14 protein-coding genes are annotated in these 17616 nt (G+C 41.7%); 11 read left to right on the top strand and 3 right to left on the bottom strand.

The window, feature by feature from the left end; genetic code table 11:
* The first annotated feature begins 76 nt into the window (after positions 1-76).
* From IGI86_RS12665 to IGI86_RS12645, 5 genes are all read left to right on the top strand, one after another.
* Positions 77-1270: an NAD(P)-dependent oxidoreductase gene (locus tag IGI86_RS12665; protein ID WP_087665040.1), complete on the top strand. Its 1194-nt coding sequence runs from the start codon at positions 77-79 to the stop codon at positions 1268-1270.
* A gap of 54 nt (positions 1271-1324) precedes the next feature.
* Entirely contained in the window at positions 1325-1978 is a 654-nt protein-coding gene (locus IGI86_RS12660) for a GntR family transcriptional regulator (RefSeq protein ID WP_005234303.1), read from the top strand.
* Positions 1979-2113: 135 nt separating this feature from the next.
* A complete protein-coding gene (locus IGI86_RS12655; RefSeq protein WP_005228609.1) occupies positions 2114-3328 on the top strand; it encodes a quaternary amine ABC transporter ATP-binding protein in 1215 nt (404 codons plus the stop codon).
* On the top strand, positions 3321-5045 hold the full coding sequence (locus IGI86_RS12650; RefSeq protein WP_087665039.1) for an ABC transporter permease/substrate binding protein: 1725 nt from the start codon (positions 3321-3323) through the stop codon (positions 5043-5045). Before IGI86_RS12655 ends, IGI86_RS12650 begins: the two co-directional genes overlap by 8 nt.
* A 327-nt stretch (positions 5046-5372) precedes the next feature.
* Complete coding sequence (locus tag IGI86_RS12645) at positions 5373-7133, top strand: family 43 glycosylhydrolase (RefSeq protein ID WP_430617336.1); 1761 nt, start codon at positions 5373-5375, stop codon at positions 7131-7133.
* Positions 7134-7177: 44 nt separating this feature from the next.
* On the opposite strand, the gene IGI86_RS12640 is transcribed toward IGI86_RS12645, so the two are convergent.
* Positions 7178-8008, bottom strand: a complete 831-nt coding sequence (locus IGI86_RS12640; RefSeq protein ID WP_016612664.1) for a helix-turn-helix transcriptional regulator — start codon at positions 8006-8008, stop codon at positions 7178-7180.
* A 170-nt stretch (positions 8009-8178) separates the two neighbouring features.
* Between IGI86_RS12640 and IGI86_RS12635 the strand changes: the two genes are divergently transcribed.
* The 6 genes from IGI86_RS12635 (at position 8179) to IGI86_RS12610 (ending at position 16003) form a co-directional block, all read left to right on the top strand.
* Entirely contained in the window at positions 8179-10593 is a 2415-nt protein-coding gene (locus tag IGI86_RS12635; protein WP_016612663.1) for a glycoside hydrolase family 2, read from the top strand.
* A complete protein-coding gene (locus tag IGI86_RS12630; RefSeq protein ID WP_430617334.1) occupies positions 10590-12077 on the top strand; it encodes a glycoside hydrolase family 30 protein in 1488 nt (495 codons plus the stop codon). The genes IGI86_RS12635 and IGI86_RS12630 overlap by 4 nt, the downstream gene beginning before the upstream one ends.
* Before the next feature lie 17 nt (positions 12078-12094).
* The gene (locus IGI86_RS12625; RefSeq protein WP_233499057.1) at positions 12095-13381 is read left to right on the top strand and encodes an ABC transporter substrate-binding protein; all 1287 of its coding nucleotides are present in this window, start codon (positions 12095-12097) and stop codon (positions 13379-13381) included.
* A gap of 71 nt (positions 13382-13452) precedes the next feature.
* Positions 13453-14370 (top strand): carbohydrate ABC transporter permease, encoded by a 918-nt coding sequence (locus tag IGI86_RS12620; RefSeq protein ID WP_223347117.1) that lies wholly within the window; start codon positions 13453-13455, stop codon positions 14368-14370.
* A complete protein-coding gene (locus IGI86_RS12615) occupies positions 14371-15240 on the top strand; it encodes a carbohydrate ABC transporter permease (RefSeq protein ID WP_016619769.1) in 870 nt (289 codons plus the stop codon).
* A 64-nt stretch (positions 15241-15304) separates the two neighbouring features.
* Positions 15305-16003 (top strand): DUF624 domain-containing protein, encoded by a 699-nt coding sequence (locus IGI86_RS12610; protein WP_016612657.1) that lies wholly within the window; start codon positions 15305-15307, stop codon positions 16001-16003.
* A gap of 103 nt (positions 16004-16106) precedes the next feature.
* Here the strand turns inward: IGI86_RS12610 and IGI86_RS12605 are convergent, their stop codons facing one another.
* Both IGI86_RS12605 and IGI86_RS12600 read right to left on the bottom strand, forming a co-directional pair.
* Positions 16107-16943 carry a histidinol-phosphatase HisJ family protein gene (locus IGI86_RS12605; RefSeq protein WP_016612656.1) on the bottom strand — a complete coding sequence of 279 codons (837 nt, stop codon included), beginning with the start codon at positions 16941-16943 and terminating at the stop codon, positions 16107-16109.
* 19 nt (positions 16944-16962) lie between these two features.
* Positions 16963-17604 carry a sugar O-acetyltransferase gene (locus IGI86_RS12600; RefSeq protein ID WP_086372304.1) on the bottom strand — a complete coding sequence of 214 codons (642 nt, stop codon included), beginning with the start codon at positions 17602-17604 and terminating at the stop codon, positions 16963-16965.
* Positions 17605-17616 lie beyond the last annotated feature (12 nt).

Raw genomic sequence — 17616 nt, 5'->3', positions numbered from 1 at the left:
CGTATTGCTATCATTTTACCGCACTTTTTTGTACTATTTGACTAATACGCACTAAAGACAAAAGGAGGTCTGCTTTATGGAGACGATTTATCAGTTAGATAAGATGACCGAAACGATAGGTAAGCGAGCAATCAAAAAAGGATACTCGTTAAAAAATCAAGCGGCCCCAGAGGCGCTGTTTGTACGCAGTTCAACGGTTCCTAACGAATTGATCACACCAGAATTAGCTGTGATCGCTCGCTCAGGAACAGGCACCAATACGATCGATTTGGCACGGTGTACTCAAAATGGCACAGTAGTCTTCAATAGTCCCGGTGTCAATGCCAATGCAGTCAAAGAATTGGTGCTCTCCAATTTGTTTCTCAGCGTTCGCCCCTTATTCAAAGCCATCCAGACGGTAGCCGATTTGCAAGAAGAGGTAACGTCAGGTCAAATTGAAGCAGAAGATGTGTTGAAGGTAGCTGAAGAACGGCGAAAAGAAGTGATCGGCGAAGAATTAGCTGGAAAAACCATCGGTATTTTAGGCTTAGGAGAGATCGGTGAACGGGTGGCAAAAGCCTGTCATCAGCTAGGGATGGAAGTCCTCGGCTATGCCCGTACGAAAAAAGCGGCACACGATTACGAACAAGTCAGTGACTTGCACGTACTGTTGGCCGAATCAGATTTTGTAGTGGTTTTGCTCCCTTTAAGTCAGGAAACCAAAGGCATGCTGAATCGACAAACGATTCAGCAGATGAAAAAAAATGCAGTGTTGATGAATTTTGGGCGCGGGGAGATCGTGGAAGAAGCAGCCGTCTTAGAAGCACTAGCCAAAAATCAGCTCAAACAATACATCACCGACTTTCCTAGTGCCGGCTTGATCGGACAACCAAAAGTGTTGTGTTATCCGCATATCGGCGGCAGTACTACCAATGCCTTGGAAAAGGGGGATCACGTAGTTTTTGATCGCATGCATGCCTATTTGCGCGCTGGGACGATTCAAGAATCGGTCAACTTTCCTCATGCAGAGTTGCCTTTTTTGGCACCGTATCGCCTGGCGCTGTTTTATCACGACAAGCCTGGTGCTTTTGCCCCATTATTGCGGATCATTTCTGAAGCAGGCGTAGATATCGATAATTTGGCGAGTGAGAGAAAAGCCGGAGTCGCCTATACCTTGATTGATCTTGATGAGACAAATGAAATACTGCTGCAAGATCTACAAAAGCAGATACGGCAAGAAACAGCGATCATCCGTGCCCGCTTGATCAAAAATCCGCGAACCAGTGAATAGTTGCCACCAACAATGTTTCTTGTTATGATGAAAAAAAAGTAAAGGAAGTTCATCATGACGAATAAGTTTCAAGATAAAAAGAAGGTCGCTTTGCCTCGTTATCAGCAGATTGCCGTGGCGATCGCGGAACGAATCGTTGAAAATCGCTACCAAGTTGGGCAAAAGATCCATGCGCGCTCAACGTTAGCCAGCAATTTCAATGTCTCTCCTGAAACAGCCCGCAAAGCGATCAATGTATTAGTTGATTTAGAAATCATGGATGTCCGTCATGGCAGCGGCGCCTATATCGCTTCAAAGGAAAAAGCACAGGCCTTTGTTGAACAATACCAAGATGTGCAGTCGATCCAAGAAATCAGACAAGACATTTTAGACAGTGTGGAGCGGCAGCAGCAAGAGCTGGATAATTTTTCTGACTTGTTGAACACGTTAGTGCAGCAGACCAAAAAGGTACACCATATGAGTCCGTTTGTACCCTTTGAACTTCAGTTGACGGAACAAGCGCAGCATTTGGAAAAAAGTATCAATGAATTGAATATTTGGCAAGCCACAGGGGCGACGATCATCGCAATCCAAACAACCGAAGAATTGTTGTTGTCACCAGGACCTTATGCGAAATTCAGTGCAGGCAATACGATTTATTTTGTCGGAAATGAACTGGCGTTGCAGCGCATGACCAATTTCTTCTATCCAACGGACCATTCAGCGTAATTCTTTTTCCTGATTCCCATGCTTTTTTTGCAAAAGAAAAAGCATTGGGAAATTTTTTTTGACAAAGTGACCACATCTTGTTAAGATAGTATGGTCACTTTCGTGAAATTTTTCAGAAAAAGGAGTATTAATCATTTGAGTAAAGTTAAAGTGGAACACTTAACCAAAATCTTCGGTAAGAAAAAGCAGCAAGCTCTTGCCATGGTCAAAGAACAACGCAGCAAAAACGAGATTTTAGAAAAAACGGGTGCCACCGTCGGGGTCTATGATGTGAACTTTGAAGTCAACGAAGGCGAGATTTTCGTCATCATGGGCCTTTCTGGAAGCGGGAAGTCAACATTGATTCGACTATTGAATCGATTGATCGAGCCGTCTGGCGGAGATATTTACATAGATGGCGTGGATGTTGCCAAAATGAGTAAAGAGGAACTACGAGAAGTTCGCCGTCACAAAATCAACATGGTTTTCCAAAGCTTTGGCCTTTTCCCTCATCGGACAATTTTAGAGAACACAGAATACGGACTAGAAGTCCGTGGGGTCTCGAAAGAAGAACGAACAGCGAAAGCGGAAAAAGCGTTAGAAAACTCAGGATTGCTTTCTTTTAAAGACCAATACCCTGATCAGCTGTCTGGAGGGATGCAACAGCGTGTGGGACTTGCCCGTGCGTTAGCCAATGATCCAGAGATCCTCTTGATGGATGAGGCCTTTTCAGCATTAGATCCGCTGATTCGCCGTGAAATGCAAGATGAACTTTTAGAATTGCAAGCCAATGTTCAAAAAACGATTATCTTTATCACCCATGATTTGAACGAGGCCTTGCGGATCGGTGACCGGATCGCTTTAATGAAAGATGGTCAGATCATGCAGATCGGTACAGGAGAAGATATTTTGACGAATCCTGCCAACCAATACGTGCGTGATTTCGTGGAAGATGTCGATCGTTCCAAAGTCTTGACTGCGCAAAACATCATGGTCCCAGCATTGACGACGAACATCGAGATCGATGGACCAAGCGTAGCATTGAACCGGATGCGGAAAGAAGAAGTCAGCATGCTGTTAGCCGTCGACAAACGTCGTCACCTAAAAGGAAGCCTGACAGCCGAGTCTGCTCGTGAGGCACGGAAAAACAATCTGACCTTGAAGGAAGTTATTGATAAAAATGTTAAAAAGATCGATAAAGATATGCTGGTAACGGATATCTTCAATTTGATCTATGATTCGCCTACACCTTTAGCCGTGGTAGAAAACGATCGTTTGATCGGAGTCGTGATCCGCGGAAGTGTGATTGAAGCATTGGCTGAGACTGATTCAGCCGCTCAAGCAGAGGAAGGGGTAGTGACAAATGGATAATTTCTTACAACATACGATTCCGGTGGCTGATTGGGTCGAAAACTTTACTGATTGGCTAACAGGAACTTTCAGTGGATTGTTTTCAGCCTTACAGTCTTTCGGACAATTTATCATGGACGCTATTACAAATGTATTACTGTTTGTACCACCGTTATTAATGATCGTCTTATTGACGGCTGCTGCCTTTTTCGTTTCACGTAAAAAATTCGGCTTGCCAGCTTTTACTTTTGTCGGGTTGCTGTTCATCTATAACCAAGGGTTATGGACAGACTTGATGAACACCGTGACGTTGGTCTTATTGTCGAGTTTGGTTTCGATCATCATTGGGATTCCACTAGGAATCTTAATGGCGAAAAGCGAAAAAGCGCAAAGTATCGTGACGCCGATCTTAGACTTTATGCAAACGATGCCTGGTTTCGTTTATTTGATTCCTGCGGTTGCTTTCTTTGGGATCGGGATGGTTCCTGGGGTCTTCGCCTCAGTGATCTTTGCTCTACCACCAACCGTTCGGATGACGAACTTAGGGATTCGCCAAATTTCTCGTGAATTGGTGGAAGCCTCTGATTCCTTCGGTGGGACTGGCTGGCAAAAACTGATCAAATTAGAATTGCCACTAGCCAAAAGTACTATTTTGGCTGGGGTCAACCAAACCACGATGCTGGCATTATCAATGGTCGTGATCGCGTCAATGATCGGTGCTCCTGGGTTAGGGCGCGGCGTCTTGTCCGCCTTGCAACGAGCACAAGTCGGTAACGGATTTGTCAGTGGGGTATCCTTAGTTATTTTGGCGATCATCATGGATCGCTTTACCCAGAATTTGAATCGTTCGGCACATCAAAAAGCAGCCAGCAAGACAAGTCGCAAACAAAAACGTCTTTTTGGCGGGATTGCTGCAGCGGCAGTCATTGCTTTGATTGGCGCATCGTTTGCCTTTGGAAATGTTTCTGACAGCAAAGGCACGGTGAACTTGGCGTATGTCGAATGGGATACGGAAGTCGCATCTACCCATGTGGTGGCAGAAGTCTTGTCGCAAATGGGCTACGAAGTCAACACGACGCCTTTGGATAATGCCATCATGTGGGAATCGGTGGCAAAAGGGGAAGTTGACGGGATGGTCGCTGCTTGGCTGCCATCTACGCATCAATCCCAGTATGAACAGTACCAAGATCAAGTCGAGAACTTAGGTCCTAACTTAGAAGGGGCAAAACTGGGGATCGTTGTCCCAAGCTATATGGATGTAGATTCCATCGCTGACCTTTCTGACGAAGCTGGAAAAACCATCACTGGTATCGAACCAGGCGCTGGTGTCGTGAATGCAGCGGAGAATACGGTTGCGACGTATGACAATCTTTCAGATTGGAATGTCGCTACCTCTTCTTCTGGAGCGATGACAGTGGCATTGGGCCAAGCGATCAAGAACCAAGATGAGATCGTTATTACTGGTTGGTCTCCACATTGGATGTTTGCGAAATATGATCTGAAATATCTGGATGATCCAGAAGGAACAATGGGTGAAGCAGAAAGCATCAATACTGTTGTACGTCAAGGATTAGCAGATGACATGCCAGAAGTTTACGAAGTACTTGATCGTTTCAACTGGACACAAGAAGATATGGAAGAAGTCATGTTAGCAATCAATGACGGAACATCAGCCGAAGATGCAGCCAAAGATTGGGTAGCCAATCACCCAGAAGAAGTTGCTGCATGGACGAACTAACTTCTTTCAAATAAGTGTATTAAATCTTCAATCGATTTTAATGTTGAGTTAGCACACATCCGAAAGTGGATGTGTGCTTTTTTTGATCGTTTATTTGCTGCACAAACTTCAGGTATAAAGAAAATGAAAGAATAATGGCCGACGATTTTTGACAAGAGATAGCAAAAAATGGCAAGTCAATGGAATCGCTCGTGTAAGAAAATAGGAAAGCAAGTGTTTCAAAATCTTATAAAAGTTCGTTCATCAACTTATACAAATTCACGGGGACTTCTATAAAATGAGAGAGAAGGAAGTCGAGTGCATAGAGAAGGAATTAGGAGGGATTGAATGACAGCTTATTTATTTTGTCATTTCACTGGCGAGCAAAAAAATGGTGAGCAAGTATACTTTAGTGTGAGCAAGGATGGATTGACTTTTACAGATTTAAATCAAGGCCATCCCGTTTTGAAAAGTGATCTTGGGGAAAAAGGAGTCAGAGATCCTTTTCTGGTTAAGGGGAAGGACACGTATTATCTCATTGCGACAGATTTGCGTATTGAAAAGGGACTTGGCTGGGCACATGCTCAAACCAATGGTAGCCGCCAGATGGTTATCTGGTCATCAACGGATCTTGTGTATTGGACAAACCCATGGACCGCAACGATTGCTCCAGAAGGTGCAGGGAATTTGTGGGCGCCAGAGGCAATTTATGACGCAGAAAAAGAGACATTTTTTGTCTATTTTGCTGCAAAGGTTAATGGAAAACATAAGATTTATTCTGTTTCTACTATGGATTTTCAGACGTTTACTGAGCCTGTGCTATTTATTGAAAAAACGATGGATGTGATCGATACAACGATTGTTTTTAGTCAGGGGTATTATTATCGTTTTACAAAAAACGAAGAAAATAGTCGCATTTTTTTAGATCGCAGTCAACAGCTGACAGGAGACTATCAGGAAGTAACTTCTGAATACCTCGCTCAATTAGAAGGGGTTGAAGGACCGCAAGTGTACCAATTACCTGATGGCAAATGGGCGCTGATCGTAGATCACTTTAAAAAAGGCACAGGATATGGGATCGCAGTAAGTGATGATCTCACAACAGGCGTTTTCGAACCTGTTTCTGCCTTCGACTTCGGTCAATCTATCAAGCGCCATGGTGGGGTGATCACGATCACAGATGAGGAGTATCAACGACTACTGACCTATTATCAACAAAAAAAACCGGTTTTAGAGGGACTTTATGCTGACCCTGATTTGGTTTCATTTAATGGGAAATTTTACTTATATCCAACATCAGATGGTTTTACGGATTGGTCTGGGACAAGCTTTTCGGTATTTGAATCAGAAGATCTCACTCAGTGGACAAATAAAGGGACGATCCTTGATCTAGCATCCGCTCAGGTGAAGTGGACGATCGGTGGTGCGTGGGCACCCTGTATAGCAGAAAAAGAAGGAACGTTTTATTTTTACTTTACTGGAAAAATGGCGGATGGACGCTCAGGAATCGGTGTCGCTTATGCGGATCATCCAACAGGTCCCTTTATTGCAGATGAGAAACCGCTATTGAGTCCTGATCTTATCGATGACTATGGGTTAAACATGAGTCAAGTCATTGATCCATCTGTTTACGTAGAAGCTGGAAAGTATTATCTATTGTTTGGCAATTCTGCGGGAGGGACTGCTGCCATCGTAGCGTTGGGAGATGACATGCGGACTGTCAAACTTGATACGCTAACAGAATATCAAGGGCTGGAAGATTTTCGAGAAGCCATTACTGTTTTGAAAAAAGATGATTTGTATCACTTTACCTGGTCGGGAGAAGATACCCGCAGTGAAGACTATCATGTGAATTATGGTACCTCATCTTCATTGTATGGACCGATTCAGTATCATTATCCTATCTTACAAAAAAATGTTGAGAAAGGCATTTTAGGAACCGGTCATCACAGCATTTTGGAACATTTTGATCGATATTATATTGCTTATCACAGCTTTGCTGTTCCACTTAGTAAGTATCCAGAAGAAGCCCGCGGATTTCATCGACAGGTTCGCATTTCCCCATTAGATTTTGACAAAACAGGCTATATGAAGCAAGTAGTCGTATAAGAAAAAGGGTGCAGCGATGCATCCTTTTTTGTCTGCAAATTCAGTTAGTTTCTTTTACGAACATTAGAAGGAGCAAGATCATAATGCTTTTTAAATAGTTTACTAAAATAAAAAGGATCATGATAGCCTACTTTTTCTGCGATTTCTTTGACGGTCAAATTGGTATGAAGCAACAGCTCATAGGCATGTTTGAGACGAATCTCGATCAAATATTTAATCGGACTACGACCAGTGATTTTCCGAAAAACTTTTGAAAGTTGGGCAGGACTAATATAAAGCATGTCCGCTAGCATTTCCAAAGTGATGTCTTCTTGATGATGATTCTCCAAATAATAAATCGTATGGTTTACTAGCGTTTGTTTTTGTTTATCTTTTTCAGAAATTACTGACAGGCTATTGTTTGGATCGGAGGGCGTCAAACTTCTTAAAATCAAAGCTAGCATTTCGAGAATGATTCCTTTGCCCATCAAATCGTGATGAATATTATGGCTGTTAAACTCATGGGTCAGCTGCCATGCTTTTTTGAAGAACGCTTCTTGATAAATCCCCAAATTGAGCAGGGGATCTTCATTAGGGAAGGTATTAAAAGGAAGTCCTTCGATCAGAATATTAGAAAGGCCGATATGAAGTTCATGGGATTCCATCCCTGCTGGATGGATTTCGGTATGGGGAAGGCCAGGGTTAAAAAGGAGCGTGTCACCAGTATATAGCCTTGTGCGGGTTTCATTGAATTCGTAATCAACGGTTCCTTCTAATACGATGCTGATCTCAATGAAATCATGATGGTGGTAGCCCCGAAGATTTTTCTTTTTATTCCAAAAGTCAACGACATAAATAATTTCAGGATTAAATATATTCGAATGGATGTGGTACATAGTTCCCTCCTATTACCTACGAAAAAGTAGGCGCTTTTTTTTCTTCATATCATATAATACATGAAAATGAATCGGATAGACTATGTTCTTCATTAAATGTTTTAGTAAAATTAAGTGAAAGAAAGCGATTTCTTTATGTGAGTATTGGTAAAAGGGAGGTTAGGGGTTAAATGGAAAAACGTTTTTTGAATGAATGGCGATTCTCAAAACAAGAAGAAAAAGAAGCATGGAAAAAAGATTTTGATGATTCTATTTGGGAAAAGGTAACGATTCCTCATGATTGGGGTGTCTCTTATCCCTTTGAAAAACATTTTTCAAGCGGAACAGGGTATCTATCCGGAGGAATAGGTTGGTATCGAACCAAACAGCCGCTGCAAGAGTTGGGTGACCTTACGAATAAAGTCGTAAAAATTCATTTTGAAGGTGTTTATAAAAATGCACGGGTTTGGATCAATGGCTATCATATGGGGATTAGACCTTCAGGATATGCTTCATTTTATTATGATTTGACAGAGATTTTAACTTACAATTCGGATGATAGCTTGCTTATTAGTGTCCGTGTCGAGCACACAGATTTGGCAGATTCAAGATGGTATAACGGAAATGGACTCACACGTCCTGTTTCTCTTGAAATTCATGATTCTATTTATATCGACGAATACGGAACGAGTTTTTCAACGCCAAGTGTTACAGAGGGGCAAGCGGAGATCATGATCGAACATCGGCTAGTAAATACCTTAAAACAAGACCGTGTTGTTAGGATCGAACAAGTGCTGGAAAGTTTACAAACGGAAAAAGTGATGAACATAAGTGAGGAAATCCAACTTAACGCAGGGGAACGCCGCACGGTCACATTGAAAGCAAAAATTGAAAAGCCAGAGCTATGGTCACCTGAAGCGCCGAATCTTTATCAGCTACGAACAAAGGTGAGTTTTCAAGATGCGTCCTTAAATAGAATTGAGAGCGTATACAACGAGTATATCGGGATCAGATCCTTTCATTTTGATGCCAATGAGGGCTTTTCTTTAAATGGGCAAAAGCTGAAAATCAAAGGTGTTTGCTTGCACGAAGATGCGGGCTCTTTCGGTACAGCTGTTCCGAGCGAGGTATGGGTACGGCGTTTAATAAAGTTAAAAGAGATGGGGGCAAATGCTATACGAATGGCACACAATCCTCATTCGTTTGCTTTGTATCGTTTGTGCGACACCATGGGATTTTTAGTCTTTGATGAAGCATTTGATGAATGGGAAAATCCTAAAAATAAATGGTGGCAAGGTCATAATGTGTATCCACCCAAGTTAGAAGGAGCAGCAGAACATTTTCCAACTTGGTATGAAAAAGATTTGGAAAATATGATTTTACGCAATCGAAACCATCCATCGATCATTGCTTGGAGCATTGGCAATGAGATTGATTATCCCAATGATCCATATGCTAGTCCATTGTTTGCTGAAATGACAGGGAATAATGACAATAGCAAACCAGAAGCTGAGCGCATCTATAATCCACATCGACCTGATATGAGAAGGTTACGCACGATAGCCGAAAAGCTGGTCCATTTGAGCAAAACACTCGATCCGACTCGACCAGTTACCTTGGCAGCAGCTTTTCCAGAATTATCTACGAAAATTGGCTTGATCGATCACTTGGATGTCGTTGGCTATAACTACAAAGAACATCTATACGAAGAAGATCATCGCAAATTCCCAGATAAACCTTTTATTGGGAGTGAGAACAGTCACGGGTTTAAAGAATGGCAAACGGCAAACACTCTTCCGTATATCGCTGGACAATTTTTATGGACGGGCATTGATTATTTAGGGGAAGCCCATGGCTGGCCTATTCACGGATCTGGGGCAGGCTTATTGACATTGGCTGGTATTGAAAAGCCTAGTTATTACAAGAGAAAGAGCTGGTGGAGTCAAGAACCGACTGTTTATTTGACAACGATTCCTTACGAGAAAAACAAACGAAGAGCAGAATGGGAACCCACCTATCGAAAATGGTCTTACCCAGCTGAGCAAGAAATTGAAGTAAGGTGTTATACAAATGCAAAAGAGATTCGATTGAAGATTGGCGACTTGGAAGTACCCGATGTTCGTTATGATGATACCTTTGGTTATTATGTTGCACGGATCAACTATCAGCCAAAAAACTTGTCGGTCGAAGCAGTATTTGAAGAAACGATTCTGCATGATGAAATAAAACCCGAAGCAGCGCCAACTGCTTTGGCAGCTATGAATTACGAAATTCCTCAAAGATGGCGGGAGAAATTAGCTGCTACCGATTTAACGCTAGATAAGACCCTTCATCAAATCGAATGCCAAGTCTTGGATTATGCTGAAAATCCGATAGCAGCAGAAGTGATGGTCTATCTAGAAGTCGAAAATGGGACATTATTAGGTTTGGAGAATGGTGATCTAGCAGATACTACCGCTTATACAGAGTCATTCCGTAGAACGATGCAAGGAAAGTTGCTTTGCTTTGTAGCAGGAGAGCGCAAGAAAGAGACAGTTGTGACGCTGCGCTCACCTGGACTACCAGATACACGATTGATTCTAGAGAATAGAGAGGGAAGTACATGATAAAAAAGCGGACACTCCTTATTCCTTTGGTCTTATTGAGTATACTGACAGCGTGTGGAACGGTCGAGGAAAATACACAGAAAGAAAAAGAGCCAGAGACAGATGAAGTCATTGATACGGCGATGATCACCTTAAATACGGCAGAAACCTACCAGACAATTGAAAGCTTTGGCGCAAGTGGTGCTTGGTGGAGTCAAGATATTGGTGGCTGGATCGAAGAAGAAACAGCAGAACTTTCGAAGCGAGAATATATCGCAGAATTATTATTTGATCCGCTTGAAGGGATTGGCTTGACGTCTTATCGCTACAACTTAGGCGCCGGAAGTACGTTACAAAATAGTCCTCGCATTGAAGATCCCTGGCGACGAGCAGAAAACTTTGAAGAAGGACCCGAAGTCTATGATTGGTCGAAGGATGAAAATGCACGATGGATGCTGAAAACAGCGGTTGATTATGGAATTGATGATATCTATTTATTCGTCAATAGTCCATTGACGAGGCTAACGAAAAATGGTTCTGCGTATGGTGATAAGCTGGAAGAAAAACGCAGTAATCTAGCTCCTGAGAATTATCAAGCATTTGCCAACTACGTCTATGATGTAACGGAACACTTCTTAAAAGAAGACATTCCCGTCACGCATGTGTCGCCAATCAATGAACCACAATGGGATTGGACTGGTGGTCAGGAGGGAACCTACTACGATCCAGCTGAAGTAGTCGCACTCTTAGAGGTATTTATTGAAGAAAAACAAAAAAGACCAGAGCTGAAACAAATAGCGCTATCGATGCCTGAATTAGGAGAATGGGCAAACACCAGCAAGGAATATTTCGAAGCAATCATCGAAAATGATACATTGATGAATTACTTTGACACGTGGGAAGTCCATTCATATTGGACAACTTACGTCGAGAAAATGAATTTTAAAGAGTGGTTAGAAGAAAAGGAAATCGATGTTACCTTAAAAATGTCTGAGTGGACAGAAATGATCAATGGTCGCGACTACACTATGGATTCTGCCCTAAATTTAGCCAACGAGATACACGATGATTTAACGATCCTTGATGTGGTTGCTTGGCAATATTGGATCGCAGTCAGTAGTTACGATTATCGGGATGGTCTGATCTATGTAAACTTAGGTTCAAAAGAAATTATTCCGACAAAAAGACTTTGGGGAATGGGGAATTTCAGCAAGTTTATTCGACCAGGGTACACGAGAGTTTCCGCAATCAGCGACGACAAAGAGGTGAATGTCGTAAGCTTTTTGGGAAAAAATGAAGCAAACGAAGAAGAACTTATTACAGTGCTCATCAATAACAGTTTTCAGGAAAAAGAGATTGATCTTCAAGGAGTCGGATTTGGTGAAATCATCAGCTATACGACAGATGGTGAATCTGATTTAGAAGAGCAGAGCATCACTTCTCAGGAACTGACAATCCCTCGGCAATCGATCGTTACCTTGAAGAGCGTTACAACGAATGAATAAGAAAAGGGGAAATGGCTATGAACTTTGGGAAAATTGCTAAAACATCTTTATTGGCGTCTTCAGTAGTCTTATTTGTTGCTTGTGGGCAAGAAAACAACAATAATGATTCGGATGGAGAAATCACAACGATCCAGTTTTATACGTGGGGAGGTGAAGGTGACCTTCCCATCTATGAGCCACGCATCAAAGCCTTTGAGGAAGCGAATCCTGACATAAAAGTAGACTTCGTTCAAGTGCCAAGTGATTATGACACCAAACTGCAAACAATGTATGCCGGAAATGAAGCACCTGACGTTGTCCAAGTGGCAGAAAATGGGCAAAACTTTGCTTCTAAGGGATTGTTTATTGATCTTTCAGAATATATTGAGGAATCATCGATTGACGTAGAAAGCAATTGGGGGGAGGCAATAACCCAATATACCTATGATGGCCAACCATTTGGTTTGCCGGATAGAGGGGGCCCGGAAATTCTTTACTACAATAAAGACTTATTTGATGAAGCAGGGATCGAATACCCGACAAATGATTGGACGATTGAAGAATACACAGCTGCTGCCGAAAAATTAACAAAAATAGAAAACGGCGAAACGGTTCAGTATGGTGCTAGTGGAATGGATTGGGTGCCAAACTGGGGAGTATTTATCAAGTCCAATGGTGGTTCCCTTGTGGAAAATAATGAGGTTGTGATCAATTCTCCCGAAAACTTAGAAGTTCTTACTTGGTTTAATAATCTATACCAAGACGGTTATGTTGGCACATATGAATTTTATGAATCTGTTGCGCAGTCTGGTGCGGATTCAATGTTCTCACAAGGTAGAATTGGTATGTTGACGACAGGATTTTGGAATATTGGCAACTTCACACAACTGGATGATTTAAATTTTGATATTGCACCGATGCCTTTCTTCAATGAAAAAGTTACATGGCCTTTCGGAAGTGCCTTAGCGATTTCTAAGCAATCGACCAAACAAGATGCCGCCTTTCGATTCATTGAATATATGACGAGCGAAGAAGCACAAAAAATTCTTGGTGAAAGTTTAGTGGATTCTCCTGCCAATATCAAAGTATTGAACTCTGAAGAATTTACCAATAGACAAGTAAATGGGAAAGATCTTCGCTTGGACGTCGTAGGAATCTCGACAGAACGTGTTGTGATCGATGGTATTTTCGAAGGTCCTTACTATGGAGAACTGACCGGTGAGTTCAGTAATCAAGTAAAAGAAATGCTCCTTGGCCGTTTAACACCAGAAGAAGCGCTTGAGAAAATGCAAGAATCTGGCGAAAAAATCATGGAACAATATTAATTCAGAGAAAGGATAGCTTAGGGAAGAAAAAATTTTCTTCCTTAAGCACCTTAGTTAAGGAGGGTTTCCTATTGGACATTTCAGCGACACAACTTCAACTAAATCAAAAAAAGCGTAAGCGGACTCAGTCCCGCTGGTTTTTTGCCTTTGTTTCACCTTGGATCATTGGGTTTGTTTGTTTTACCATTGGACCAATGATTTTTTCGATCATCATGAGTTTTACTGATTGGGATATGTTTTCGGAATTTAATTTTATCGGATTTGATAACTATCTGCGTCTTTTTAAGGATGATATTTTTTTAAAAGCTTTAGCAAATACTTTTCAATATACCTTGATCAGTGTTCCAATCAATTTGTTACTTTCATTAGGTATGGCTTATTTATTGAGCTTTCATTTGAAAGGGATGCGTGTTTTTCGTACCATCTATTACTTACCTTCCATTGTACCAATCGTTGCGAGCACGATGCTGTTTACCCGTTTGCTTTCTTCCAAAGGACTAGTCAACCAGGCACTAGCCTTATTTGGTATCGACGGACCAGTTTGGCTGTTGAGTAAGGACCATGTGCTTTGGAGCTTCGTATTCCTTTCTCTATGGGGTGTCGGTGGAACAATGATTTTGATGTTGTCTGCTATCAATAGTGTGGGGGAAGAAATGTATGAATCGGCACTTCTTGATGGTGCATCCAGATTCAGGATGTTTATTAGTATAACCATTCCCCAAATTTCGCCGATTTTATTTTTCAACCTGATTACCGGAGTCATTGGCTCCCTTCAAACCTTTACTCAAGTATATATGATGACCGGTGGTGGGCCTGATTATGCCAGCGAAATGATTGTTCCGTACCTTTATCGAAATGCCTTTTCATTTTATCGGATGGGCTATGCTTCGGCAATGGCTTGGGTGTTGTTTATGATCGTGATGGTCTTATCCTTGATCGTGCTGAAGAGCTCAAGCTTATGGGTATTTTATGAAGAGGAGGTGAAGTAAGTGTTAGATAAAAATCTATCCAAAGTATCTAAATTATTGATCTATCTGACCTTGATTTTGTTTGCGGGAATTTTGATCATTCCATTCGTTTATATGATTTCGATTGCACTAGCTTCGCCGGAGTCAAATATCAAAGAACAGTTCACTTTACTGCCGATGGAATTCTATTTGTCCAATTTCACCAATTTGTTTAGAGATTCCTTTTCAGGAGAGCGACCAATCTTGTTGTGGTTTTTCAACACGATGCTGATCGTCGTTCTTAGCATTGTTGGACAAATTATTTCTTCGACACTGGTTGCTTTTGGCTTTGCCCGAATGAAGTATAAACATAAAAATAAATTGTTTCTATTGGTATTAGGAACAATGATGTTACCAGGTCAAATCACCTTGATTCCTGTGTTTTTGATTTTTAGAAACTTAGGTCTTTATAACACTCTTTGGCCACTGATCATCCCGCAATTCTTTGGCTCTGCCTATAATATCTTTTTTACTCGCCAATTTATTACGGCGATTCCGGGAAACTTATTTGAAGCGGCAGAAATGGATGGTTTAGGACCATTTAGATCCTTTACCAAAATAGTCTTACCTTTGATCAAACCAGCGATGGCTGCCATTGCTATTTTTACCTTTAACTTTGCTTGGAGCGACATCATGGGTCCTTTGATCTATGTATCAGATACGAGCAAAATGACCTTAGCTTTAGGCGCACAATCTATGTCCGCCACCTCCAATCCAGCGGGTACCGTCAATATGTCGATGTTAATGGTAATGTCATTGCTGCTGACACTTCCACAGATCGTTATCTATTTCTTAGGACAAAAATATTTGTTCCAAATCAATTTGGGGATTGGCAATAGCGGGACAAAATAAGTTGAAGAGCTTATGAAAAAACTGACGATCGCATATAGAAAAATAGAGTTACAAGGAGCGACAGATGGAAAAAAATATTCGACAACCGGAGATCAATCAAAAAGATAGCTACAAACTGTTTCATCATCTATCTTATTTAAATTATATTATCTATACTTTTCTAGGGACGCTGCTGTTTTGGTTGTTCAATTTACCCCTTCTTTTTTTATTGCTAACAATGGAAATCAAACTTAGCACCTTACCATTGTTTCTCCTGTCCTTCTTGCCAGTAGCCCCAGCTTTTACAGCGTTACTCATCTATTTGAAAGAAGCAAAGGAGAAAGATGGTACCCCAAAAGTATTTTTATTGGCCTATCGCAGGAAATTTAAGCATAGTCTTCTAGGGTGGCTTCCTGTTTTAGTCGTTATTGGGTTATGTAGTGCAAATTTATTGTTACTGAGGGTCACGATCCAAATCACTGAATTGAAATGGCTAAATCTGTTTCTGCTGATCGTCGCCTTGACGTTTGCGATCAATTATTTTTTAGTGGTCGCAACGGCACCGTCTCTTTCAATCAAGGAAGCTCTTTTGCTTAATCTCCAATTATTTATTTTGAAATCCAGCCGATATATGTTAAGTTTTATGATCATCATTAGTAGTTGGCTGCTGTTAGCCTTGGTTCCAATTTATCTGGCATTATTTGGCGTAGGGCTGATTGCCATCTTATTATTACTGAACTTTGCGCCAGTCATGGAGTTTGCGCGAAAGCATTCGGTTCGTTGAGCAACAAAAAATCACCTGATCATGGAGCAACCTCGAACAGTTAGACCAAAACTCTAACGAGTCGAGGTAGCTTCAGTATGCGTTTTATCAGGTGATTTTTAGGTTAAGCAAAACGATGAAAAATCGGCTGCATCTGTTCAAACGTACAGAGTTCAGTAAATCCTAATGATCGTAAAAGATCTTGTCCCTCTTTGATTTGAAACCTGAGCTGCTCTGGTTTATGACTGTCGCTGCCGATGGTTAGCACGCTTCCCCCCAAGTCACGATAAAGCTTGAGGATCTCGATCGATGGCGTATACCCATTGATTCCGTAACGGTGGGAAGAGGTATTCAGTTCAATGCCTTTGCCATCTTTGATCACGACTTTCAAGATCTCTGCGATTTGTTCTTTCGTTTGTTCAAAAGCATCCTTCTCTTTATCTAAATAACGACGAATCAAATCCATATGAGCTAAGACGGAATACTCTTTATATGTCGTGACCAGCTGATACATTTCATCATAATAGCGCTCGTAGCATTCCTGTTGGCTGCGTCCTTTTTGAAATTCTCCAGTCCAAAATTCTTGATCGTCTACCTGATGAACGGAAAGTAAAATGAAGTCAAAGGGATGCGAATGATAAAGACGGGTAAATTGTGGGATCGTGTGCATTTGCATCCCAAATTCCAGCCCAGTTTTTAGCTTGATTTGGTCACTGTATGTTTCCTTTAAGCGTGCCAGTTCGGTAAAATACAAGTCGTAGTAGACATTTTTTACGACTTTATTGGCTCCGACGAGGTACGCATCCGTCGCTTGCCAGTCTTCTTTGACCCCATAATCCACATGATCGGTAAAGCAGATTTCTGCTAAGCCTAGGTTAATGGCGTCTTTGACTACATCTTCCATCAAATACCAAGAATCATCGCTGTAATCACTATGAACGTGATAGTCTGTAAAAATCATGGCGTCTCCTTTTGTTTCGTTATTTTTGCTGCTTCTGCCAGTCTGCTCGTTTTTGATAATAAAGCTGGGCGGCCGTTTCCCAATGCTCTTTGTCAGTCGGCTGAATCTCACGGATCAGACGGGCTGGATTGCCGCCGACGATCGTATTCGGCGGCACATCTTTTGTGACGACGGAACCAGCAGCGACGATGGCATGTTTGCCGATCGTGACACCTGGTAAAATCGTACTATTGCCTCCGATCCAAACGTAATCTTCGACGGTGATCGGTAGGCCAAATTCCAAATCTTGACTGCGGATCACAGAATCGATCGGATGGCCGGCTGTATAGAAGCTGACCCGTGGTCCCACCATCACATGATCACCAATCAGAATCTTATTGACATCTAAAAAAATGCAATCCATATTGGCATAAAAGTGATCACCAATCTCAACATGGCGACCATAGTCGACAAAAAGGGGTGGTTGGATAAAGCAATGCTGCCCAAATTTGCCAAAGAGTGCTTTTTCTTTGGCGATGATTCCTTCTCGGTCATCGACTGGTAAAAGGTTGATTTCCTGGGCACGTTTTTTCCCCTCCACTGAGCCATTCTCAGGGAGAATACCGGCAGCTTGATACAGTTGACCAGCCAACATCGCTTGATAATCAAAATCTTCTTTCATTGCAAAATCCTT

The organism is Enterococcus sp. AZ188, assembly GCF_050544075.1.
In the GTDB taxonomy this organism is placed as follows: Bacteria; Bacillota; Bacilli; order Lactobacillales; family Enterococcaceae; genus Enterococcus_D; species Enterococcus_D entomosocium.
Note: the sequence above shows the minus strand (reverse complement) of the source record. Positions and strands in the feature narration are given on the sequence as shown.